27 protein-coding genes and 2 pseudogenes are annotated in these 22,130 nt (G+C 65.9%); 13 read left to right on the top strand and 16 right to left on the bottom strand.

The genetic code is table 11. The features are described 5' to 3' along the window. Positions 1 to 2 precede the first annotated feature (2 nt). On the top strand, positions 3 to 818 hold the full coding sequence (locus H4Q84_RS02240) for an aminoglycoside phosphotransferase family protein (protein WP_248581779.1): 816 nt from the start codon (positions 3 to 5) through the stop codon (positions 816 to 818). On the opposite strand, the gene H4Q84_RS02235 is transcribed toward H4Q84_RS02240, so the two are convergent. Beyond that, positions 811 to 930, bottom strand: a complete 120-nt coding sequence (locus H4Q84_RS02235; RefSeq protein WP_248581778.1) for a cation transporter — start codon at positions 928 to 930, stop codon at positions 811 to 813. The genes H4Q84_RS02240 and H4Q84_RS02235 overlap by 8 nt on opposite strands. 59 nt (positions 931 to 989) lie before the next feature. Then, positions 990 to 1,322, bottom strand: coding sequence for a metal-sensitive transcriptional regulator (locus tag H4Q84_RS02230; protein WP_248581777.1), 333 nt, complete (start codon positions 1,320 to 1,322; stop codon positions 990 to 992). A gap of 203 nt (positions 1,323 to 1,525) precedes the next feature. Between H4Q84_RS02230 and H4Q84_RS02225 the strand changes: the two genes are divergently transcribed. The 4 genes from H4Q84_RS02225 (at position 1,526) to H4Q84_RS02210 (ending at position 5,306) form a co-directional block, all read left to right on the top strand. Next, a complete protein-coding gene (locus H4Q84_RS02225; protein ID WP_248581776.1) occupies positions 1,526 to 2,929 on the top strand; it encodes an MFS transporter in 1,404 nt (467 codons plus the stop codon). A gap of 92 nt (positions 2,930 to 3,021) precedes the next feature. Beyond that, positions 3,022 to 3,189: a heavy metal-associated domain-containing protein gene (locus tag H4Q84_RS02220; protein WP_248581775.1), complete on the top strand. Its 168-nt coding sequence runs from the start codon at positions 3,022 to 3,024 to the stop codon at positions 3,187 to 3,189. A 464-nt stretch (positions 3,190 to 3,653) separates the two neighbouring features. Further along, positions 3,654 to 4,622 carry a GNAT family N-acetyltransferase gene (locus H4Q84_RS02215; RefSeq protein ID WP_248581774.1) on the top strand — a complete coding sequence of 323 codons (969 nt, stop codon included), beginning with the start codon at positions 3,654 to 3,656 and terminating at the stop codon, positions 4,620 to 4,622. A 39-nt stretch (positions 4,623 to 4,661) separates the two neighbouring features. Further along, a complete protein-coding gene (locus H4Q84_RS02210; protein WP_248581773.1) occupies positions 4,662 to 5,306 on the top strand; it encodes a GNAT family protein in 645 nt (214 codons plus the stop codon). Between the two features lie 180 nt (positions 5,307 to 5,486). On the opposite strand, the gene H4Q84_RS02205 is transcribed toward H4Q84_RS02210, so the two are convergent. Further along, positions 5,487 to 5,939 carry an Lrp/AsnC family transcriptional regulator gene (locus H4Q84_RS02205; RefSeq protein WP_248581772.1) on the bottom strand — a complete coding sequence of 151 codons (453 nt, stop codon included), beginning with the start codon at positions 5,937 to 5,939 and terminating at the stop codon, positions 5,487 to 5,489. Between the two features lie 132 nt (positions 5,940 to 6,071). Between H4Q84_RS02205 and H4Q84_RS02200 the strand changes: the two genes are divergently transcribed. Continuing rightward, positions 6,072 to 6,686 carry a LysE family translocator gene (locus H4Q84_RS02200; protein ID WP_248581771.1) on the top strand — a complete coding sequence of 205 codons (615 nt, stop codon included), beginning with the start codon at positions 6,072 to 6,074 and terminating at the stop codon, positions 6,684 to 6,686. A 635-nt stretch (positions 6,687 to 7,321) separates the two neighbouring features. On the opposite strand, the gene H4Q84_RS02195 is transcribed toward H4Q84_RS02200, so the two are convergent. The 7 genes and pseudogenes from H4Q84_RS02195 to H4Q84_RS02165 form a co-directional block, all read right to left on the bottom strand. Continuing rightward, positions 7,322 to 8,740, bottom strand: coding sequence for an IS1380 family transposase (locus tag H4Q84_RS02195; protein ID WP_248583585.1), 1,419 nt, complete (start codon positions 8,738 to 8,740; stop codon positions 7,322 to 7,324). A gap of 61 nt (positions 8,741 to 8,801) precedes the next feature. After that, the gene (locus H4Q84_RS02190) at positions 8,802 to 9,140 is read right to left on the bottom strand and encodes a hypothetical protein (RefSeq protein WP_248581770.1); all 339 of its coding nucleotides are present in this window, start codon (positions 9,138 to 9,140) and stop codon (positions 8,802 to 8,804) included. Between the two features lie 90 nt (positions 9,141 to 9,230). Next, complete coding sequence (locus H4Q84_RS02185) at positions 9,231 to 9,581, bottom strand: PRC-barrel domain-containing protein (protein WP_248581769.1); 351 nt, start codon at positions 9,579 to 9,581, stop codon at positions 9,231 to 9,233. A 264-nt stretch (positions 9,582 to 9,845) separates the two neighbouring features. After that, a complete protein-coding gene (locus H4Q84_RS02180; RefSeq protein WP_248583592.1) occupies positions 9,846 to 10,694 on the bottom strand; it encodes an RNA polymerase sigma factor in 849 nt (282 codons plus the stop codon). Position 10,695: 1 nt separating this feature from the next. Next, complete coding sequence (locus H4Q84_RS02175; protein WP_248581768.1) at positions 10,696 to 11,013, bottom strand: antibiotic biosynthesis monooxygenase; 318 nt, start codon at positions 11,011 to 11,013, stop codon at positions 10,696 to 10,698. 228 nt (positions 11,014 to 11,241) lie between these two features. Next, positions 11,242 to 11,379: pseudogene (locus H4Q84_RS02170) on the bottom strand (IS3 family transposase); the annotation flags it as partial. A gap of 342 nt (positions 11,380 to 11,721) precedes the next feature. Next, a complete protein-coding gene (locus H4Q84_RS02165) occupies positions 11,722 to 12,141 on the bottom strand; it encodes an ester cyclase (protein ID WP_248581767.1) in 420 nt (139 codons plus the stop codon). Positions 12,142 to 12,598: 457 nt separating this feature from the next. On the opposite strand from H4Q84_RS02165, the gene H4Q84_RS02160 reads away from it, so the two are divergent. Then, positions 12,599 to 13,114 carry a putative immunity protein gene (locus H4Q84_RS02160; RefSeq protein WP_248581766.1) on the top strand — a complete coding sequence of 172 codons (516 nt, stop codon included), beginning with the start codon at positions 12,599 to 12,601 and terminating at the stop codon, positions 13,112 to 13,114. Positions 13,115 to 13,358: 244 nt separating this feature from the next. On the opposite strand, the gene H4Q84_RS02155 is transcribed toward H4Q84_RS02160, so the two are convergent. Continuing rightward, positions 13,359 to 13,997, bottom strand: coding sequence for a TetR/AcrR family transcriptional regulator (locus H4Q84_RS02155; protein WP_248581765.1), 639 nt, complete (start codon positions 13,995 to 13,997; stop codon positions 13,359 to 13,361). Positions 13,998 to 14,036: 39 nt separating this feature from the next. On the opposite strand from H4Q84_RS02155, the gene H4Q84_RS02150 reads away from it, so the two are divergent. The 5 genes and pseudogenes from H4Q84_RS02150 (at position 14,037) to H4Q84_RS02130 (ending at position 17,163) form a co-directional block, all read left to right on the top strand. After that, positions 14,037 to 14,450 (top strand): nuclear transport factor 2 family protein, encoded by a 414-nt coding sequence (locus tag H4Q84_RS02150; RefSeq protein ID WP_248581764.1) that lies wholly within the window; start codon positions 14,037 to 14,039, stop codon positions 14,448 to 14,450. Continuing rightward, the gene (locus H4Q84_RS02145) at positions 14,447 to 15,298 is read left to right on the top strand and encodes an SDR family oxidoreductase (protein WP_248581763.1); all 852 of its coding nucleotides are present in this window, start codon (positions 14,447 to 14,449) and stop codon (positions 15,296 to 15,298) included. The genes H4Q84_RS02150 and H4Q84_RS02145 overlap by 4 nt, the downstream gene beginning before the upstream one ends. 260 nt (positions 15,299 to 15,558) lie before the next feature. Further along, complete coding sequence (locus tag H4Q84_RS02140; protein ID WP_248581762.1) at positions 15,559 to 15,957, top strand: nuclear transport factor 2 family protein; 399 nt, start codon at positions 15,559 to 15,561, stop codon at positions 15,955 to 15,957. 410 nt (positions 15,958 to 16,367) lie between these two features. Continuing rightward, positions 16,368 to 16,736: pseudogene (locus H4Q84_RS02135) on the top strand (TIGR02391 family protein); the annotation flags it as partial. A 7-nt stretch (positions 16,737 to 16,743) separates the two neighbouring features. After that, positions 16,744 to 17,163: an SMI1/KNR4 family protein gene (locus H4Q84_RS02130; protein ID WP_248581760.1), complete on the top strand. Its 420-nt coding sequence runs from the start codon at positions 16,744 to 16,746 to the stop codon at positions 17,161 to 17,163. 21 nt (positions 17,164 to 17,184) lie between these two features. Here H4Q84_RS02130 and H4Q84_RS02125 read toward each other — a convergent pair whose 3' ends face one another. Further along, positions 17,185 to 17,562 (bottom strand): hypothetical protein, encoded by a 378-nt coding sequence (locus H4Q84_RS02125; RefSeq protein ID WP_248581759.1) that lies wholly within the window; start codon positions 17,560 to 17,562, stop codon positions 17,185 to 17,187. Between the two features lie 30 nt (positions 17,563 to 17,592). Further along, the gene (locus H4Q84_RS02120) at positions 17,593 to 18,690 is read right to left on the bottom strand and encodes an IS630 family transposase (RefSeq protein ID WP_248580133.1); all 1,098 of its coding nucleotides are present in this window, start codon (positions 18,688 to 18,690) and stop codon (positions 17,593 to 17,595) included. 64 nt (positions 18,691 to 18,754) lie between these two features. Here H4Q84_RS02120 and H4Q84_RS02115 point away from each other — a divergent pair, with 64 nt between their 5' ends. Beyond that, positions 18,755 to 19,354, top strand: coding sequence for a hypothetical protein (locus H4Q84_RS02115; RefSeq protein WP_248581758.1), 600 nt, complete (start codon positions 18,755 to 18,757; stop codon positions 19,352 to 19,354). Between the two features lie 810 nt (positions 19,355 to 20,164). Here the strand turns inward: H4Q84_RS02115 and H4Q84_RS02110 are convergent. Genes H4Q84_RS02110 through H4Q84_RS02100 form a run of 3 tightly spaced genes read right to left on the bottom strand, consistent with a single transcriptional unit; the run spans position 20,165 to position 21,441 of the window. After that, positions 20,165 to 20,608: an SRPBCC domain-containing protein gene (locus H4Q84_RS02110; protein ID WP_248581757.1), complete on the bottom strand. Its 444-nt coding sequence runs from the start codon at positions 20,606 to 20,608 to the stop codon at positions 20,165 to 20,167. 30 nt (positions 20,609 to 20,638) lie between these two features. Further along, positions 20,639 to 20,977, bottom strand: coding sequence for a metalloregulator ArsR/SmtB family transcription factor (locus H4Q84_RS02105; protein ID WP_248581756.1), 339 nt, complete (start codon positions 20,975 to 20,977; stop codon positions 20,639 to 20,641). Beyond that, positions 20,974 to 21,441, bottom strand: coding sequence for an SRPBCC domain-containing protein (locus H4Q84_RS02100; RefSeq protein WP_248581755.1), 468 nt, complete (start codon positions 21,439 to 21,441; stop codon positions 20,974 to 20,976). The genes H4Q84_RS02105 and H4Q84_RS02100 overlap by 4 nt, the downstream gene beginning before the upstream one ends. Between the last annotated feature and the right edge of the window lie 689 nt (positions 21,442 to 22,130).

The following is a 22,130-nucleotide window of genomic DNA, read 5'->3' as shown; positions in this document are numbered from 1 at the left end:
CAGTGCAGACGCAGACCCACGACCTGACCTTCACGACCAGCGAGGTTCGCAAGAGGTACGTCAGCTGGGACCGCGGGGAGGCGGACCGGGAGTGGGCCTGCCTGACGCTCCTCGCCCAGCACGCGCCCGGCGTGGCACCGAAGCCCCTGCGCAAGGAGACATCCGACGGCGGCCCGGTGGTCGTCATGGAACGGATTCCGGGGGAGCCGTTGGGCGGCGCGCCTCTCACATCGGCCCAGACGGCATCACTCGGGCGGGCACTGCGCAGGCTGTACGACGTACCACTCGAGGCGGTGCGCGACTCCGGGCTCCAGGAGCGGATCTACGGGCCGACGACCCATGCTGCGATGGTGGCGGAGTGGCTGGGCGACTCGTCCGACCTGACCCAGTGCCGTGACGCGGAGCAGGTGCAGTGGGCCGTCGACGCGGCATCCGCGTGGCTGGCTGATCCGGACAGTCTTCCGGAGCCGCAGCTGGTGGCGCTGGGCATCTCCGACCTGAACCCCGCGAACGTCCTCTGGGACGGCGACATCTGTCGTCTGGTCGACTTCGAGGACGGCGGGCTCACCGACCCGGCGTACGAGCTCGCCGACCACGTCGAGCACATCGCGGGTCGCCTCGCCGGAGTCTTCGACCGCGACGCACTGGTCGACGCGGTCGGGCTCGCACCGGAGGAACGCGAGCGCATGCGCGCGTACCGCCCGCTCTGGGCAGCCTTCTGGCTGGCCATGCTGCTGCCGGGCAACGGTGGCTTCCGGCGGAACCCGTCCGGCACCACCGAGGCTCAGGCGAAGCACCTGATGGAACTGCTCACCTGACGGCTGCTGGTGACGGTGACGGCACCGGTTCCAGGACGACCGCGACCCTCTCGACGCCGGGGATCTCCTGGACCTCTTCAGTCACCGAGGCGACGCAGTGGCCACAGGTCATGCGGTGAGGGTGTAGGTGCGAGTCTCGCTCATGGCGAGCTCGGCTTCTCTTGGTCGGTGTCAGGACCGGACGAGTCGTGCGATGGCGTCGGAGGCTTCCTTGAGCTTGACCTCCGCCTCGGCATCGCCCTCGCGGGCGGCGTCGACCACGCAGTGGGCCATGTGCTCACCGAGGAGGCCCAGGGCGACCGACTGTAAGGCCTTCGTCATGGCCGATACCTGGGTGAGGATGTCGATGCAGTACTTCTCCTCATCGACCATCCGCTGGAGCCCGCGCGCCTGGCCCTCGATGCGGCGCAGCCGCTTGAGGTAGTCGTCCTTGCTGTGGATGTAGCCATGCTCATGGTGCGTGAGCGTGATCTCGCGGTGGGTGTCGGTCTCGTGACTGCTCATCCCGATGTCTCCTCTGGCTGTTGAGCCATGCTGCTCAGCGTACCCCCTGAGGGTATTTGGTCTCAGATGTCGTCCGCTGTTGATACAGTACCCCCCTAGGGTATATGTATTGCGATGCTCGGCCCGCACGAGCGGACCTGCGAACGGATCCATCGAAGGAGACTCACCATGTCCGGTTCCTCTGCGCCTCCAGCCCCACGGCGGTGCTCGCGGTGATCGCCACGGGCCAGTTCATGGTCATCATGGACACCTCGATCATCGGCGTGGCCTTGCCCCAGATGCAGGCCGACCTCGGTTTCTCCCAGGAGAACCTCTCCTGGGTGTTCAACGCCTATGTCGTGGCTCTCGGCGGTCTGCTGCTGTTGGGTGGCAAGCTCGCCGACCTGTTCGGCGCGCGGCGCGTCTTCACCACCGGTTGGGCGGTCCTGCTCGTCGGGTCCGTGGTCGCCGGCGTGGCCGGCTCGGTCGAGGTCGAACTGGTCGGCCGGGCGGTCCAGGGCGCCGGATCCGCGCTGATCGCACCCTCGGCCCTGACGCTGCTGATGATGCTCTTCGGGCACAACCCCCGCGAGCTGACCAAGGCGTTCGCCTTCTATGGGGCTGCGGCACCGGCGGGCGGCACGGCCGGCATCTTCCTCGGCGGCGTGATCACCGAGTACGCGAGCTGGCCCTGGGTCTTCTACATCAACATCCCCATCGCCCTCGTGCTGCTCGCCGTCACCCCGGCGCTGATGCCGGCGGGTGGAGCCGGCGCCCGGTCCAGCATCGACCTCGCCGGTGCCGCCGCGATCACCGCTGGACTCGGCGCCGCGGTCTACTCGATCGTCCAGGCCCCCGAGGTCGGCTGGGACACGACCCGGACGTGGCTGGTGCTTGCCCTTGCCGCGGTCCTGCTGGCCTCCTTCGTCGTCCTCCAGGTCAAGCGCCGGGACCCCCTGGTCCCGTTGCGCATCTTCCGGACGCCCAACCTGGCTGCTGCCAACGTTGTGCAGCTACTGCTCGTTGTCGCTTGGATCCCCATGTGGTTCTTCTTGAACCTCGACCTGCAGCAGGTGCTTGGCTATTCCGCGTTCCCGAGCGGCGCCGCCCTGTTGCCGATGACGGCCCTGATCATGGTCGGGATGGTCGTGCTGGCGCCCCGGGCGCTGGGAAGGTTCGGGCCGAAGACGGCTACCGTCGCCGGCCTGGTCATCCTGGCGGCCGGCATGGGCTGGCTGGCCCGGGTCCGCCCGGACGGGTCCTTCGCGACCGACGTCCTGCCGGCGTCCCTGGTTGCCGCGCTCGGCATGTCCTTGGCCTTCATCCCGTCCCTGGGTACGGCGATCTCCTCGGCCCGCCCCGAGGAGGGTGGGTTGGCCTCAGGCATCGTCAACACCAGCTACCAGGTGGGCTCGGCTCTCGGCCTGGCAGCGATGACCGCCATCGCCGCCAAACAGGGCGCCGACCAGCTGGGCGACCTGGGCGCACTCACCAACGGCTTCTCCTCGGCCTTCATCGGTGCCGCCGTGGTAGCCGTGCTGGCCGCCGCCGCAGCTGCGACGTTCCTGCGCGCAGCCCCGTCCGCCAGCCAGGACGAACCCGCCCCTATCGACGCTCACACTGTTTGAACCGTCGAAACCCTGACTTCCGGGGCCGCCCGGCACCGGAACCGAGAAAGGAAACAACGAAGATGTGCACCACTACCCACACCGTCCAGGGCATGACACGTGCCAGCTGCACGGGCAAGGTCACCGCGGCCGTTGCCGACGTAGCCGGAGTCGAAGCCACGGACGTCGACCTGGACATCGGCATCCTGACCGTCACTGGCGACTACGACAGCGAGCAGGTACGCGGCGCGATCAACGCTGCCGGCTACCAGGTCGTCTGACCAACGATTCGTCCCGGGCCGGAAGCCTGTTCGGCCCGGGACTGACCTGACCACTCGACACCACCAGCGACCGACCCATTACGGCGCGGTTGCCCTTTGACAGCGTTCCGCCTGCTTGGGCCCCGACGCTGAACCTCGACACCCCACGATGGAGAACCCAAGACGAGCTCGCCTCAGCGATCTGCGAGTGGATCCCAGCGCCGCGACCGAGCGACATAGGCACCACACCAACCGTGTCCGGAGAACCGGGTCAGGCTCCCTCTATCCGGACCCCTTCGGGATCTCCCAAGCGTCGGCCAACTCGGAGTGTTTGAGATTCCGTCCGCGCCCGCCATAGTGGGTGAACTTCATGATCAGGGGGGTCCCACTCTGGTCGGGTGAAGTCATCTCTGACCTGGCTGGTCTTCTGCGGCTGGTGACATGAGCGAGGCGCCAAACTCGGAAGAGCCGCTTATGGGCCCGAAATGCGCTTGCGCGAATCACGGGTCGGCACGTTGGCGGTGCAAAACCATGTCCCTCGTCGCTGTGGTGTGGGGTTGGATCCCTGTATGTCGATCACGCTGCAGCCCGAGACTCCGGACTCGTTGGGCGAGCTCGTTGAGGCGGTGGCGGTCTGGCAGCACGACGGCGGGCCGGTCCAGCTTCATCCGGGTGACCTCGGGTGGAACTGGAGCCTGGGCGTGCAGGAGTTGGCCGAGGCCGTCCGGGTGTGGGCCCGTGACGGGCAGATCCTGGCCGTTGGCATGGTGGACGACGCCACGGGGTTGATCCGCATGGCCCTCGCACCGAGCGTCGACGAAGACGACGCGTTCGCCGCCCAGCTACTGGCCGATCTGTCCGATCCAGGGCAGGGTGTGCTGCCCGACGGCGCCGGGGCCGTTGAGGCCCGATTCGGCGCTGCCTTTCGAGATCTCCTACGCCGCAGCGGTTGGGAGGCCGATGAGCCGTGGACCCCGTTGTCTCGCGACCTGACTGAGCAAGTGGAGGACTGCGGCCTCAGGGTCGAGGTCATCGACGCGCACAACGTTCAGGCTCGGATCGTTCAGGATCGGATCGCGGTGCAGCAGGCAATGTTCCCCAACTCGACGTTCACCCTGGAGCGCTGGCGCACGATGGCCGCAGGCTCGCCGTACCGTCAGGCTCGGTGCCTGGTCGGTTACGACGGCGATGGCGATGCGGTCGCCACGGTGACGGTGTGGTCGGCCGGGGAAGGGCGTCCGGGTTTGCTTGAACCACTGGGCGTCCATCGGGATCACCGTGGCCACGGATACGGCCCCGCCATCACTGTGGCGGCGGCCGCCGCATTGCAGGAGATGGGGTCGTCCAGCGCGACCGTGTGTACCCCGAGCAGCAACGTCGGTGGCGTGGCGACGTACGTCTCGGCCGGCTTCCAGAAGCTCCCGGACGTCACCGACTTCCGCCGCCCAAATTGACCGTGCCACCCGCAACCGTGAAGGCAGAGTGACTGCACCATGATGAGTTATCCCCTCCTGGATGTGCGCGTCAGCACGCCCACGCTGGAGCTGCGGGGTGCCACGGACGAGCTGTTGGACCAGCTCGCGGATGTCGTGCGCGCGGGCAAGGCACACGCCGATCCTGCGCCGTACGACGACCCGATCTCGTTCTACGAGCCCGATCCTGACCTGCGTGTGGCCAAGTGGCTGCGAGCGATCTGGCGGGGCCGAGGCAAGGTCGAGGCTGATGCCTGGCGGCTGTACCTCGTGGTCGTGGTCGATGGTCAGCCGGTCGGGATGCAGAACCTCTACGGGGTGAACTTCTCCACCTTCGGAACGGTCACGACCTTCTCCTGGCTGTCTGCCGATCATCGCGGCCAGGGGCTCGGACACGAGATGCGGGCAGCGATCCTGCACCTCGCGTTCGACGGGCTCGGGGCGAACGAAGCGAGCAGCGACGCCTTCGTGGACAACCATGGCTCCAACGCGATCTCGCGAGATCTCGGCTACGAGCCCAATGGTTCAGACTGGGCGACACGACAAGGCGAACCCGCCCTGCTGAACCGGTGGCGACTGACCAGAGGCAACTGGGAACAGCGGCGCAGAAACAACATCCGGCTCCACAACATCGAGGCGTGTCGGACGTCCTTGCCCCTGTCGTGACGCAATCAGAACGTCCGCAGCTCGGGTTGAGCGGGCAGATGGTCACGGCGACCTGACTGAGCGGCCGGGATCGCGGAGGCGATCCATCTGTCGGTCCGGCACCGGTGCGAAGGTTCGGCCGCGAGGCGAGATGTTCACGCAGGAGCGAAGCAAAACGGCTCGCGAACGTCGGTCCGGTGCCTATGTGGGTAGCGGACGGTCGGTGACAACGCGCTTCATGACGATGGTCGAGTTCAGGCGCTGCACCCCGGGGAGAGCGGCCAGTACATCGTCTTCGAGTTCCTGGTACGCGGCGAGGTCGGCGGTCACGATACGCAGCAGGTAGTCGGGGTCCCCGAAAAGTCGTTGCGCCAGGAGCACGTGGGGGATCTCGCTGACGGCCTTCTCGAAGCCCAGCAGGGTCTCGCGGTCTTCTTGGCGCATGGTGACGAAGACGAGTGCCTCGAAGCCGAGGCCGAGCGCGGCCGGATCGACCACGGCGCGATAGCCCGTGATGATGCCGTCGCGCTCCAGGGCCCGGAGCCGGCGGTGGCACGGGGACACGCTCAACTGGACACGTTCGGCCAGCTCGGTCAGCGTCAGTCGTCCGTCGTGCTGCAGCAAAGCAAGGATCTTCCGATCGATCGCATCCATGCGCCAGATTATTCCACTGATACCCCTTGCACGGCCGGAATTAGGAACCCCCTTCGGCTCGATCGCGCCTAACGTTGCCGCAGGTTCCAACCTCGACCAGGGAAGTGATTGCATGCCTCTCCATGCCTCTCCATGCCTCTCCATGCCGTTCTCGCCTTCTGGGCCGTGGCCGCAGTCTTGATCGCGATCCCAGGGCCCGACTGGGCCTTTGCCATCAACGCCGGCTTGCGCCGCCACATCGCTGCGGCCGCGGGCGGCATCGTGCTCGGCTACCTGGCCATGACCTTGGTGGCCGCCGCAGGACTCGGTCTACTCATCGCCACCACACCGACCGCGCTGGCTGTACTCACCGTGGCCGGCGCCCTCTACCTGGTCTGGCTTGGCTCCGCGACCCTCAGCCACCCCGCCGACATCACCAGACCAGGCGCCCCGTCGACGTCCACCGACCGTCGCACGCTGCTCCAGGGCGCGACCGTCAGTGGCCTCAACCCCAAAGCACTGCTGATCTTCGTCGCCCTGCTGCCACAGTTCACGAGCACCCACGCCCCCTGGCCAATCCCGGTCCAGCTGGCCGTTCTCGGCCTCGTCTTCACCCTCACCTGTGGCGCCTTCTACCTCGTCCTCAGCGCAGCAGCCACCCAACTGCTGCACGCCGGACCAGCCGCCGCACGCACCGTCTCCCGCATCTCCGGCGCCTCGATGATTCTCCTCGGGACCGCCCTCATCCTCGAGCGATTCATCACGTAACAGCACCGCTGCGGGGACGGGCGACTCCATCCCCCCCGGTAGATCCGCCTGCCTCTAGCAGCCCAGCCGCAAGGGGATCCCTCGGTGGGGCACGCGAAGTACCGAGTCCGTGAGGCTCACGAGCTGGTCGACTCGGTTCTTCCCCGCTGGGGGGATGGGATACCGGGTCAGTACCTCGATCAAGACGGGTGTTGCGCGCTGCCGCACCTAGTACGAACCTGGAGTGCTCCCATGGCTGCGCGCGATGGTGATGCAGCTGAAGTCGTCGGGGCCACCCACCCGCTTGCACTTGTCGAGGGCCGTGTTGGCGGCGATGACGGCCGGGTTCGAGCACTGGATGGCGACTGCTGAGGACCAACGCTGACGCTGACTGCACGGCGTTCGTCCTGGTGTTTGTGCAGGTCAAGTACCAGGTCGGCGTCGTCGACGGGTATCGGGGCGGCGCGCCTGTGTGGTGATTCATCTGATGCGATACGCAGACTAGCCCCGGTCTTTCATGGAGGTAGTCGGACGGCTGCGCGTCGAGGTTGACGACGTGTGCGTTGCCTGGGCTGGTTCCGGGGTTGACCTGTAGGCCGACTGTCGCTGTCGGGTGCGGTTCTCCGGGTCCTCGGGTTGTGGGTGGGCGGGGATGTTCAGGCTGGTGGTGGGATCGCTGCGATGTTGGCGAATGTCGCGACGATCGCTGCCGCCCAGGGCCAGGTGTCGGGGATCCGGAGTTGTCGCCGTCTTCCGGTGTGGACCAGGCGTGCTGGTGCGTGCAGGAGTCGGTAGCGCAACGCTTTCGGCTCACAGCCGGCGAGCACAGCAGCCTCGCCGGTGAAGGCCAGAAGTCTGGTCCAGGCGGTGAGGTCGGCAGCGATCATGGTCGCTGTCAGCCAGGCCTGGTTGATCGCGAACTCACGTGAGGGGAATCTGCCCAGGCCGGTGTCCTTGGCGATCCGGATCCGGTCCTCGACGCGGGCGTGAGCACGGTGACGGGCTTCGAGGAACGCCAGCTGTCCGGTGGTGGTGTTGGTCGCGATCACTTGGTAGCGCCACCCGTCGGCTTCTTCGAACAGCGACAGCTGCGCACCGGGGTGGGGTCGTTCGCGGCGCACGATGAGCCGCATCCCGGGCGGCCATGCCGTCAGGTCAAGGAGGTCGGTGAGCTCGGCGACGTCACCACCTTCGCGGACCCCACCATCAGCATCGGACGCGGGTGTCCACACGTGCTTGGGGACGACCTTGATGGCTTCGCGGATCTTCTCGGTGACTGCGTAGCCGACGCTGTACTCCAAGCGACGTCCCCGCACGCGGCCTTGTTCGGTGAGCCAGGCCAGGAGCTTGTGGGAGGCACCCGCGCCATCGCTGCGGATCAGCAGGTTCTTGCGTTGTGCGGCGGGGACCTGGGCGATTGCCGCGGTGAGGACTTCGATGTGATCGGTCGCGGTGTTCGACCCCGCCTTCCCGGTCCGCAACGTGGCGGCGAGGAACTCGCCTGTGTTGTCGCACCACACCCCGATTGGGTGGTACCCGAACGTCCGTTTGAACGTCGCCGATGCCAACTCTTTCTCGGAGTGGGTGATCACGACCGTGGCATCGACATCGAGCACGACCACCTCGCCGAGGTCGGTGCCGGCGACCTTCGAGGCAGGGAACCCTTCGGGTGAGGCGTTCATGAGGGCCCAGACGTGGCGCCGTGTCCTGGCTCTGGCCACGGCGATTTTCTTGACCTGCCCGGGGTTGATCTCATCCAAAGCCCGCCAGACCGTGGCCTGCGAGGCCACCGCACCGAGCACGGGTTCCTGGTGGCGCAGGACCTCGATGTCAGCGATCGCTTCACCGCCGTCGGCGATCATCACCGCGACATCGACCAGGACCCGGCCGCGGTCATGGGCAGGGGTGAACGAACGTCGTGCCAGGGCCTTCGAGAGCTGTCCAGTCAGCCCGGTCCGATCACCTACGAGACGCAGCCCGACGCTTCCCGCGTGGGCCACCACGCCGACACCGCCCCCAGTTACTGACAGACCCCTCGACCACGAACTACGCTTCACCTGCAGAGTGCCTTCCAGTTGGAGAACTTGTTCCGTCGCAAGACCAAGTTTCCCCTGCTGGGCAGGCACTTCTGTGTTTCTACGCGCCGATCAAGCCGCCGACCCGTGAATGATCCGGGCTAGTACTTAAGATCAGGACTTCCTGTAGATCTTTCGTGCAGACAAGCTCGGTCTTCGCCGCCAAGTCATGGAGCGCCTTAAAGTGCCTGACGTCGTCGAACCCGCCCACTGCTTCGGTGGCAGCCTTGGCAGCCGACTCGCGGTTCTCGATTCGCTGTTCCAAGTTTCGACCTATGCGATGGAAGTAGTCGACAGAGGCTTCAATCTCGCTCAGCTCAGACAGCAGATCCGCGTAGACGACGCGTCGTTCAGAGCGGATCTCCCGCCTGCGCTCCTCCATCTGCTGGATGCGTAACAACTCAAATTGCCTGTTGGCTTGCAACCGCGCGCTCAAGTCGACGCGGACGGCCCGGAACCGCGTAGGTCCGGAACGTCCGACGGCTGGGCGTCAGCCCCTGGAGTAGGGACCGTAGTAGTCGCCGTGCTCGCCGCGACTGTCGTCGGACCAGGCGTCCTTGTCATAGTCGGGCGCGGACTTGATCTGGTCCTTGGTCATGTCGACCCTGACCAGCTTGTTCTCGTGGTCGACGCCGGTGACGGCGCCGGCGGGGATCAGTCGCTTCTTGCCGAAGATCCAGAAGCCGGTGTCCACGACGACGTGCGAACCACTCGCGTCGTTGGACGCCTCGTCGATCTTGCCGATGGAGCCGTCGGTGGCCTCGACGTCATAGCCGACGAAGTCGCCGCCCTCGGAGCTCCAGCTCGTGTCGCGGTAGTTCCAGACGTTGTCGTTGGTCATTGAACTCACCTTCCTGTGCGTCATCGGTTGCCGGACGTCTTCGACCGTACGTTCGCCGCGCGGCGCATGCCTCACCCCTAAGGATGGGGCGCAGGGGGCGCCTATCGCGCAGCGTTCGCGCTCTACCTCAGGGTCTCTGACGGGTTGATCACCAAGCAGCACATCCTCGAGGACAGCCTCGCCGTCAAGCGAGCGTTCGAAACGGCCCCCTGAGACCCGGAAGGGGGCCGCTTCGGTCCGCAGTTGAGCCCGCGACGTGATGGATTACCCAGTCCCGAGCAGGTCCGGGCACGCCTGCCGCAGTCGCTGCAGGACGGCGTCCGGCGCCAGGTACTCCGGGTCCGTGCGGTACACCTCGGCCCGTGCCTCCGCCAGGTCGAGCTGATCGGCGGCGCGTTGGAGCGTGGTCGCCGGGACGGGTCCGGTGACCCCCGGGTGCGACGTCCAGACCGACCGGCCCGGATCGAGGATGCCGTAGCGGATGCTGGATTCCACCTGGCGGCTGCACCGACAGGGGTTTTCTGCCCGTACAAGGCCGCAGCGGCCCGCGATGATCGATCGCATGGTCCGCCGGGCGCGCGCAAGTCGCTGCCGGAAGGCCGCCGGTGTGATTCCCAGCGCAGCACCGCCGTCCGTGTCCGGCAGGCCGATCAGATCACCGAGCAGGTAGGTGATGCGTAGGTTCCTGCTCAGGCAGAGCAGCATCCCGTACGTGCATGCGATGCGAACCTCTCCGCACAGCTCCTCGTACTGCGCTTGGTCCGCGACGTCGGGCTCGATCTCGCTGAGGTTTCGATCCAGCCACTCGGCGAAGGCCTGCGGCCCCCGCACGCTGTCCTCGACAGCCCGACGACGGCTCTGCAGCAGGTGTCGCGACGCGATCGTATAGACCCAGGTCGTCACCTTCGCCCGGCCTTCGTAGGCGCTCAGGTGGGTCACCACCTTGAGCAGGATCTCCTGCGTCACGTCTTCGGCGTCCTGGGGGGAGGAGAAGAACCGCAGGGCGAGCCTGTACACGACGTGCTGCAGGTGTCCGCACAGCTCATTTAGGGCTGCGGCGTCACCGCCGACCGCCTGCGCGGTGAGGGCGCGCAGGCGGTCGTCTGACGGCATTTCAGGCACGTACTGTCTCCGCGCTGCCTGCGTGGAATGCCACGGCACCATGCTCCATGCTGACGACCTGGTCGATGAGCTCGAACACAGCCGTGCACTCGGGCACCTGCATGACGGCGGCCTGGGCGACCTCGGCGGCGGGGCGGTCCGTCCATTCGACGATGTCGAGCCACGTGTGCTCGTCCAGCCGAACGAGCCTCAGGTCGATGAACCCTGGGATCCGCTCCCGCAGAGCGTCGGCCATCGCCGGCCGACGGGCAAGCATGGTGTCGATGTCCTGCTGCCGGACAGTGAAGCGGGCGAGCTCGATAGCGGTCATGTCGCGTCCTTTCGATGACGGGGGCCCGGATGGCCCCCTCACGAACATGAGAGGTGGGAAGTGGCACGACTGTGACACGCGGCCAGTTGGGGGATCATGAGGAACGCGTAGAGGGAGCGGCCCATGGTCGGTTGTTGAGTTCGTGCCATGCGAGGGCATCGGCCAAGACGCGACGCGCGAGGGGAGGGGTGTGCCCCCGGTTTGGTTGACACTTGGGGTTGATGGTTCCTACGACGCGTCTGCGGCTACGTAGATCATCTCAAACTCGACTGGGGTGAGCGTGCCAAGGGCGCGTTGACGACGGCGTGGGTTGTACTTGGTCGCGATCCACTTGACGATCGCGAGGCGCAGTTCCTCGCGGGGTGTCCCCACGCTTCGCGTCGAGGCCGCCGAAACTGCGCACCGGAATCGGTCGTTTTCGGCGGACCGCCCCGGGCCCGGTCGTCAACCATGTGACCGTCGGCGATAAGTGGCGGTGTTCTGCGGTCGCTAGGTGGCAGGCCTGGAGTGTGTGTCGGTTGGGGATCCGCCACCGGGACGCGAACTCCCTCAGCGTGCCCCTTATCACCCAGTTAGACGCGGCTGCGTTGGGCAATCAGGGGGTTGGGGAACGTGGAGCCTCTCTTGCCCGCGTCTCCAAAGCCACTCGGCATCACGACTCCTCGATGTCCTATGCCCGCACCGAGGCATCCGCTTCGAGGACCTTGCTCAGGGGGCGATGGCGTGAAGTTGGTGGAGCATGGTCAGGTCGTCGCGGACAACCCAGTGCTCGGCCAAACGGCCATCGGCGACGCGGCAAATGTGGATGTGCTCAACGGAGAAGCGCGCCGGCTCCGGGATCGTCGCCCCGCGGAACTGCGGGCCCCCGTATGTCCCCGACCACGTGATCCGGACAGCGACGCGGTCGTCCTCGGCGATCATGTCGACGACGTCCCACTGTGAGTCGGGCACGGCGGTCATGACCCCACGGATCGCCGCGGTGAAGCGGTCCCGACCCCGCTCGGGCTCGGCTTCTGGCTGATTGTTGATCATCTCGTCAGCCACGAACGCCTCGAAGTCGATCGAGCCGCGGTTCCAGCCTTCGTAGAACCGCAGAACCACATCCTTGTTGGCCTGAAGCATCGCCATCTCGGCCCCCTCACTCGCGGCGAGCATTCTTCGAAGTACTCGGCCTGCTGGGACCCTCACCGACTTGTCTCCGCAGACAGGCTCAAGCGCGAAGCGCAGGGTGAACAGCGTCCCGGCTCTCGCTTGATCCCCAGGATGACATGGTGCGGGGCGGTCTCGCCCGCCGCAACCACCGCGTCTTTCCGGCTCCCCACTGCTATGGCCGCCGGGTCCGCGCGGGCGGCCGTGCTCCGTGCGGCCAAGCGGGACCAGCCCGCCATCCTCTCTTGCTCGGTTGCCAGGATCAGCGTCCACGTGGGTCACAGTCTTACCCCGCATGTGGGGCCGCTGACCCCTTGCGCTCACTCACGCCAAGGCGAGGACGTGGGTGGGATCCGTTCGAGGTCTGGAGATGACCTGGCGCTGGGGCGGCGCTACGGTTGACCACGCAGTCGGAGCCCTCGAGGAGCACGTTGTCATGATCCTCCCGGAGGTCCGCGACCCTCGCTTCATCACGTTTCGCCGGGGTGGAACGCTCACAGATCCGCATCATCACCTACTTGCTCAGTGGGCGGCGACCTGCGCAGAGCACGTCCTGTACCTCTTCGAGATGGTCCGGCCTGACGACCCGCGACCGCGGGAGTCGATCGAGCACGCCCGCGCCTGGGTTCGCGGGGAGGTCACGATGATGGAGGCCCGCGCGGCGGGAGGCCACGCCATGGGAGCGGCCCAAGACATGAAAGGGCCGGCCCGGCACGCGGCCTACGCCGCTGGTCAGGCGGGGGCCGTAGCCCACGTCGCCGCTCACGAACTCGGGGCAGCCGCCTACGCCATCAAAGCTGTCCGTGCCGCTGCGCCGGCAGTCGACCGCGAACTCGCAGGGCAGCGCGAGTGTCGCTGGCAGCGTGAACATCTTCCGGAGGCTATCCGCGAACTCGTGCTCGACGACCAGGAACTCCGAAACGAGATCTGCTGGTCGGTGTTCGGCTGCTGAGCAAGCGCCGGAGACGGAGCCGTACCGCCAAGGACCGGTCCCGCCCGAATCGTGCGCAAGCCGGATGTGTCTTTCCCCCGCGTTAGTGCACCCAGATAGAGGCGCGACCGTGGGGCACCGATCTGCACCCCGTAAGCCGGTCACCTCGATCGCGAACGGCCCTGAGCGCACAGGACCGACGTCGGTGACCGCTCGAGTTGACGCCTCACGCGAGCGGCAGAGCCGAGACGCTTGCGCAGCGGACCTAGAGCATGGCGGTGATCATGAGGTTACCGACGTAACGCGCGAAGCGGGCGGGCGACCAGCCACGCCCCATCACCAGCAGTTCGTAGATCTCGAGCGAGCTGCATATCCAGAGGAGGTCGGTGGCTTCGGACACGGTCACGCCCTCGCGCAAGTGCCCCCGCGCCTTGAGGAACCGAGCATGGTGCCGCATCCGAGCGAGCCGCTCGGTCTCCGCGGTCTCAAGCACCGCCGCGATCTCGTGGTCCGTCAGCGCGAGGTGGCGCATCAGGATCCGGATGGGGGTCACGACGGACGCCACCTCGGCGGAGAGGCGTCCCCACTCGCGCATGATCGTCCGGGGATCGCTCTCCCGGTCGCGCATCTCGTCTGACCGCTCGTAGGCGCCCGTGTCCCCTCGGCCCTCTAGTCCGCGCTCGTAGATTTCCCGCACCAGCCGTGACTTGCTGCCGAAGGACTTGTAGATGGTTTCGACGGAGACAACGGCTTCCTGGGCGATCGAGGCGATCGTCGCCGTGCCGTAGCCATCTTCGAGGAACTGCCGCTCGGCGGCGGCGAGTATGGCCGTGCGCGTGTGGAGCGCACGTGCTCTGCGGCCAGTGGAGTCATAGCGGCGGGTGGCCTTGACATGAATCACCATTTCGTTACATGCTACTGTAGTAGATAGTGAGGAGGCAACATGAGCACCGTGATCGACCGGCTTGTGGGGGCGGTCAATGGATACGATCTCGAGGATTTGGTCTCGTGCTTCGCCGACGACTACGTCAACGAGACACCCGTCCACCCGCAGCGAGGCTTCAGGGGCAGCGACCAGGTGCGGACGAACTGGACGGAGATCTTCGCCGGCGTCGCCGACATGCAAGCGGCAGTCCTGCGCCGGGCAGAGAGTGATGACCAGGTCTGGACGGAATGGGACATGTCCGGATCCCGCTGCGAGGACGGCGGGCCGTTTCTCATGCGTGGAGTCGTCATCTTCGGGATCACGGGCGACGTGATCTCGTCCGCGCGCTTCTATCTCGAGCCAGCCGAGGAGGCCAGCGGGGACGTGGACGCGCACACGCGGCGCGTGGTGACCGGAATGGAACCGTCATGATTCTCGTCGTCGGTGCGACCGGACGCCTCGGTGGCAGCATCGCTCGAGCGTTGCTTGACAGTGGAAAGGCCGTGCGTGTGCTGGTCCGCGACGGTTCCAGCTTCGACGACGCGCGGGCTGAAACCGTACGCGGCGACCTAAGGGACCCCGATTCGCTCCGGAAGGCCTGCAAGGGTGTCGATGTCGTGGTGACCACGGCGAACGCGATTGCACCTCGCCAAGCAGAGGACACGATCGAGTCCGTTGATCGGCTCGGCAACCGCAACCTGATCGCCGCCGCCACGTCAGAAGGCGTGCGGCACTTCGTGTTCGTGTCCGTGCTCGGCGCGAGCGTGGATCACGTCGTGCCGTTCGTGCGAGCGAAGGGCGAAACCGAACAAGCGCTGAAAGTGAGCGAGCTTTCGTGGACGATCCTGCAACCCGACCCGTTCATGGACGTCTGGTTCCCCTTCATCATCGGGCCGGCGCTCGAGGGTGGTGCGGTGACCCTGGTCGGGGAGGGCAAGCAGCGGCACTCGTTGGTCGCCATGCAGGACGTGGTGGGTTACGCGGTGGCCGCGGTCGAGCGGGAGGAAGCCGCGAACCGTGTGCTCGCGATAGGCGGTGAACCTGTCACGTGGCGCGACGTCGTTGACGCGTTCTCCGAGGTGCTCGGGCAGGTGATCCCAGTCCAGACCGTTCCGCCAGGCGAACCAGTGCCGGGGCTGCCCGACTTCGTGGCCGAGCTGCTCGCGTCGCTGGAGCTCTACGAGTCGCCGCTCGACATGAGCGAATTCTCGCGAACCTTCGGAGTGAAGACCACATCGCTGCACGACTTCGTCCGAGAGTTCGTGGCTGCGGGAGCCTGACGCGCGCGACCCAGTACGGATCCCAACCGGCCGCAACTGAGGCTGGGCGTCGGTCGGAGCGTGTCATGCGTTCTTAGCCGAGGCTCAGCGGCTCACACACGCCCGCCTGGAGTGTGATTCCTCCTCGTGGACGCTCGCGGGCCTATACGACGTGAGAGCCAGGTGCGTCATAGCACCGCCTGCGGGAGCAGTGGCAAGACGCGCATCGCCGCGACTCTCCTTTCCGTGCCAGTGAGGTCAATGTGGAGGAGCATGGAGGGATGAGGCAGCGCGAGGAGTTCGTCATCTGGGTTGACACGGTGCTCAGGGACGCAGAGGTGGCAGTCCACAACGGCGACGCATCCCCGCGGCGTGCCATCTGGTCCCGGAACGACCCGGTCACTGTGCTCGGCGCTTGGAAGAACGCCAGCGGGCAGGCGGAGCTCGATGAACTTTTTGCGCATCTCGCGGAGAGCTTCTCGGACTGCACCTCGTACGAGTTTGAGCTGCTGGAGGCCGAGGTGTTCGGTGATGTCGCCTACACCGCTGGGTTCGAGCACACCTCGGCGTCGGTCAACGGAGTGCCGAGCACCTACACCCTGCGAGCCACGCAGATCTACCGGCGTGAAGACGGCGAGTGGAAGGTGGCGCACCGACACGGCAGCGCGCCGCCAGGCTGATCGGCAGAACTCTCAACACGCTTTGCGCTGGGTCTGGCCCACTCCATGTTCTCCGAGCCGCACCACGAGTGGCCGGTCGGAGGCCATCTATCGCCGCGAGATGCGCAACGAACGCCGCCGCGCCCCCGAGCCTATTGCGGAGGACTCGCGAATCCAGCAGCTAACGCGCCGCGTGCGGTGGCCACGCAATCGCAGGACATCGCCTGTCTCGAGCTGGAGCCTGCACTTGGCACCTAACGCCCAGCTCGGCCCTCGTCGCTTCCGCGCACGAGCCAGTTCTCGCCGGGCGCGCCCGGCTCACGGCCATGGGGTCCCGGCACGGGACACCCGGCGTTCGGTGATGAGTGGCCCCCGCCCTTGATGCCCGATCGGACGGGGCGATCTTGTGAACTGCTGGTTCGGCCGCCCATCTACTCTTGGCCGACCTGATCCACCTCAAGGTCGGACTTGACCTGGACGGCGAAGACCTGATCAACCAGGCTTTCGGGGGCAAGACCCCGAAAGTCCGCCTCAGTTCTGACACCAGGACCGGAATCAACCTGCACCACGGCTACACCGACTTGATGCGCGGCCTCGCGCGCATGCGCAACGCCCAGTCCCACCGCGGCCGTCCCGCGGTCACCGACCTTCATGTCGCAGCAACGATCATGGCCCTGGGGGAGTGCTTCGACTTTGTGTCCAAAAGCAATTACTGGACACGCTGCGTATCAAGTCCGGACGTATTCCCGCCCCGACCACCCGCGAGAGAAGGCGCACGACCCCAGAACGCTGGGGGATGATGTCGTCGTGCTTGTGGAGCAGATTCGGCAATGGGGTGAAGCGTCGTTCAGCCCTCCAGCGACCGCCGACGACGTTCGGATGTGCGAAGCACGCCTGGGCCACGACCTCCCGGATGAGCTCAGGCGGCTGTTGGCTGAGACCAATGGCATCCAGGGGGAGTACGGCCTCTGCCTCTTGTGGAGCGCTCACCGCATCGCGGAAGACAATGCGCGTTTCAGAGAGAGTGGTGACTTCCAACAGCTCTACATGCCGTTTCAGGGGCTTGTCTTCTTCGCTGACGCCGGCAACGGCGACCAGTTCGCGGTGGCCCTGAGCGGCAACCGCGAGGTGTTCGTGTGGGACCACGAAGACGACAGCCGAAGGTGGGTCGCACCTACCGTGTTGCGGTTCCTCGAAGACTGGATGACCGGGGCGTTGTCGATCTGAGGCTCGGGCCGGTCGGCTGGACTACAGGCCAGCAGCCGGCGGCGACGGCCGTAGATGAAGAGGCCGATCCTTCTCGGGCCGTCGGCGCGTCCTGGTGAGTGGCCGCACCCGTCCCTCGAAGTAGCTGATCGCAGCGAACGCGCACACGTGGTTGTGCGTGATCCGCTGGCCCGTCAGTGGCAGTGGGTAGTCCGGCTCCTCATAGCTGGCAGCAATCGCCTGGATGTCGGCGAGCTCGCCTGGAGACATGACCAGAGCCCGTTCAGCGACCCTGTCTTCGCCATAGTCCCAGAGACTTGCTGCGACCTGGCTTTCGCTGAAGCGCACGTGGAAGTTCGGCCGCCCCTTCAATAGGCGGGCGAGCTCAGCCTTCGCCTTTCGGTCCGCCCACAGGTTCACGAACGCGACGGTACCGGGCTTTGCCGGGCGCTAGTGGTCCGGATTTGAAGTCTTCATCCGGTTGGCTTTGGTGAGGATCTCGTCGGCGGTCTTGGTCCAGACGAAGGGGTGGGAGCGTTCGTTCCAGCAGTCGATGTAGGTGCGGATCTTGGTGTTGAGGTCCTTGACCGAGGTGAACACGCCGCGGCGGATGGCTTGGCGTTCGATGAGGGAGAACCAGACCTCGACGAGGTTCATCCAGGAGGCGTGGGTCGGGGTGAAGTGGATCTTGAAGCGCGGGTTCTCGATGAGCCAGTTCTTCACGTTGGTGTGTTTGTGGGCGGCGTAGTTGTCCATCACCAGGTGCAGATCGACGGGCTGGCCGGTCTCGTCGACGACGTCGCGGTAGGCGCGTTCGACCTGCTTGAGGAACGCGAGGAACTCTTGGTTGCGGTGCCGCGGCTTGAGAGCGGCGGTGACCTTCCCGGTGGCGATCTCCAGCGCGGCGAACAAGGTGGTGGTGCCGTGGCGGACGTAGTCGTGAGAGCGGCGTTCGACGAGCCCGGGTTGCATCGGAAGGACCGGCATGGTGCGGTCCAGTGCCTGGATCTGGGACTTCTCGTCCACGCACAGCACGATCGCGTTCTCTGGCGGGTTCAGGTACAGCCCGACGATGTCGATGACCTTGGCCTCGAGTTCGGGATCGGTGGAGAACCGGAACGACTCCGAGCGCCACGGCTTGACCCCGTAGGAACGCCAAGCCTCCGCGACGGTGTAGGCGCTGACCTTCAACCGAGCCGCCAACAGCCGCGTGGACCAGTGCGTCACGCCGAGCTTCTTCGGCGGGGGCTTCAGTGTCTCGGCCACGATTTTGCGATGGTCGATCGTGCGCGGACGGCCCGGACGCTGCCGGTCGAGGAGCCCGGCCATGCCCTTGCCCTGGTAGCGGCCCCGCCACTGCAGCACCTTCTGACGGCCGCACCCGACGAGCTCGCAGATCTGGTCGTTCGGCACCCCGTCGGCTGCCAGCAACACGATCCGAGCCCGTTGAGCCGCACCAGCCGAGACCGTCGAGGAGCGAGTCAGTCGCTCGAGCTTGTCCCGGTCACCATCACGCAGCACCAGGGCCGGAGCAGGTCGATTCGCCATGCGCCCATGATTTCACTTCATCAACCCGATGACTATTTCCCACGCGGACCACTAGTCTCCGTGCGTGGCGAGAGAGGTCGACATCCGGGGTGATCGTTCCGTCGACTTCCCGAGACTCGACGATCCGCTGACGATCACGCACGCGCGCATGTTCGCCTGCCGGTACGAGCGCTGGGATGCAATCGGAGCACTGACCAACCTCGTGTCTCTCGAGGTGTTCGATTGGCTCGCACCCACCTTCGACGCGCTACGGCCGCTTCAGCGGCTTGAGCAACTCCGGGTCCAGCACTTGCCGCACGTGACCAGCCTCGATGCCCTGGGGAGCCTGAGCTCCCTGCGCCGCCTGATCCTTGAGACGCGCCCGAGCTGGGACGGCAGCAAGGTCACGCAGGTCGACACCCTTGAACCGCTTCGGGGCCTGCCACTTGAGGAGGTGAACATGTTCGGCGTCCGACCCGCATCAAAGTCAGTTGATGATCTACTGGCTATTCCGACGCTCAAGAAGGCACGGCTGCCGAAGTTCGCCGCCAAAGAGATCAGGCGCATCAACCCAGTGATCCCGAACGAGTTCGTCGAGTGGCAGGAGCCATCGTGGGGCTCGGCGGCGGAGGTCGAGAAGACCAAGGAAGCATTGCCGACTGGTGTCAGCTTCCGAACGCCCTGACCGATCAAGGCGCCGTGATTGACCGCCCGGCGTACCGCGCCCAGGGCTCGGCCGGACGAGCCGGCCTGGCAGGTCCCTGGAAGACGCCGTTCTGCAGAAGCGTTTCCGCAGGTCAGCAGCACGGTCGTCGCTGCCGCCGGGGTAGTGGGACTCGGCCCGCGTGGTTGATTCATCTGATGCAATACGCAGACTACAGACTTACATAATGTCAGTTATCGGCGTTCATGTAGGACGAGTCGCACAAATGAGAACTCGTCGTGACCCACGATTCTGTTTCTGCTGATCAACGGGCCCTTTCGGGCCGACCGACCGAGGCAGACGTACCGGGTCGACCATGTGACGAAAGTTCCTCGGGAGGTTTCTTCCGTAGCCTCACACGGGGGCTCCTCAACGTTCGTCCTGAGTCTCAGCGCGATCACCGCTCTTCAAGCGAAGCGGCGGCGAGCGCCAGTGCCCCAGCTCACCTCCGACGACCACGAGATCGGGGGCAAGGACGTTGCACACGTCGGCAAAGATCGGTGTCAACGGTCCTGAGCGCCTATTTGGCGACGCCGCGGACCCGCCCGTCCCAGCCCCCATCGCTCGTCATCTCACGTGAGATTGGCGGACAACTCTCGACGAGAGTGCCAGTTCGCAGACCCGCTCGAAGGCGAAGCGCTCGTCCTCAGGAACAGCACCATCAAGCCGCCTCCGGCGAATCACCCAGCAAAGCGCTCGCACCTGACATGGCTCTGCGACGGGCGGAAGATGGCCGAGCACATGGGCATCTCCCGCCGCCACGAGTTCTTGTCAGAGTGACTCCCCCAGGGCTCAGTGCCAGTTGCTGATCTTGACGTCATGCGGCTCGGGGGCGCCCGTTCCGGTCTCGACGAGGGTCTTCAGGCTCATCAGGAAGGTCGCCCACTTCGTGCTGCAGTGGTACATGAACTCGACCGGCTCCCGCCATCCTTCGTGCTTGAAGAGAACGATCGTGAAGTCGTCCTCCTGCTTGAGGTCCCAGCTGACCCTGGTGCCGATCCACTCCTCGGGCCCGTCGACCACCTCCCACAGCACGTGCTTGGCGGGATGGAGTTCCAGGATCTTCATGTCGAAGCCGCCGGGCAGGAATCGGAACTGGAGCACTCCGCCTACCTCGGTCTCGCCTCGCATGTCGGTCGCCCACCAGCCGGAGAGCCCTTCGACGGTGGTCAGTGCGTCGTAGACGTCGTCCAAGGACGCCGACTTGACTCCGATTCTGTGAAGAATGTCTGCCATCTTGTGTTCCTCTTTCTCAGATTGATTGGATCACTGCTCTTTGGTGCGCTGAATCGCTTCCGCGATCTGCTTGATGCGCCCCAGTCGGGCGTCCCAGGTGGCCCCGACGAGAGCGAGCTGCGCCACCGCACGGGCGAATTGGGCGTCGTCGACCCGGTAGCGCATCTCCCGCCCGATCGGCGTCACCTGGACCAAGCCGACCCGGTGAAGCACCCCCAGATGTTTCGCGACGGCCTGACGCGTCACCGGCAGCTGCTCACTGAGACTGGTTGCCGTTCCGTCGCCGTCCGCGAGGAGCAGGTCGAACATTCGACGCCGCGTCGGGTCCCCGATCGCCGACCACAAGTCGTCGTCGACGACGACGCTCACGGCGTGGACACCAGCCGCGCGACGTACTCGCCGATGCTCGGAACGAAACGGTCCCAGCCTTCGACGTGCTCCTGGTACTGCTCCTCCAGAACCGCTGCCTCCCAGCCCTTCTCGCGGAACCCGGACTCGGTCAGCCGAAGAACGGTCCCCTTGCCCAACGGGACCAGCTCGAAGTTCACCAGCAACGAGTTGCCGGGTCCCGCGACCTCACCCTCGTCATGCACCCAGCGGAAGGAGAACAACCGGGGCGGATCTGCGACCAGGACAGTGATCGGTACGACGTGCACCCGGGCGCCGGTCTCGTCACGCCAGGCAAGCTCCCCAACCGATTCGGCGGCCGCATCGAGGTCGGCCTCCGCGCCACCCCACCACTGCTTGATGTGCCCGGGACTGCTGATGACCTCGTAGACCACCTCCGGCGAGGCGTCGATGCGGAGTTCGCGCTCGATGGTTTCGAATTCCATGGGTCTCCAACTTCCTGCAACATTTGGTTGCGCATAACGGTACGGCACGAAACCCGGCGTACGCAACCATTGGTTGCTCTTGATGTTGTAGCCACTCGCCTGCGTAAGGTTGCCCGTCACCAACGAGGGAGCCCGACGTGCGATCGATGCTGTCCCGTTCGAGCAGGCGTTGATGTCGGCCGAGGCCAGCCGAAGCGATATGCGGGGCTCCGTACGGGGAGCGGTCCTCGGAGCGGACCAACTCCCACAATGGCTACCGGACCCGGGCCCGTAAGGTGAGTCGCGATGAAACTCGGACTCACCAAGCTGATAGACCCGCGCCTATTGCCTCTCATTGACGAGTCCCGCGCCTTCTATGCGAGACGCTTAGCGGGCAGGGGCCCAAGTAGCTGGGAGGAGCTTCGCGCTGTCCGAGCCCAAAGCGCCGCACCCGCCCCGTCGAATCCGCCACCTGTCGAAGTGCTTGTCGACGCCGGCGGCCACCTGGTTCCGCTGCGGATTCACGCTCCTGTGGGCACGTCGGCGAGTGGCGTGGTCATGGATATCCACGGCGGCGGCTTCTACATGGGGTCGGCCGCCGCCAGCGACGTCCGCAACCGCCAACTTTCTGACGCTCTCGGTGTTCTGGATCCATGACCCACCGCCTGCGCTTGGCTATCGTTCGCTGGCTGTAGGCGCCGGGCGTTTGG

Origin of the sequence: Nocardioides sp. InS609-2, assembly GCF_023208195.1 — a bacterium.
GTDB lineage: Bacteria > Actinomycetota > Actinomycetes > Propionibacteriales > Nocardioidaceae > Nocardioides.
This window is presented reverse-complemented; position numbering and strand designations above follow the sequence as displayed.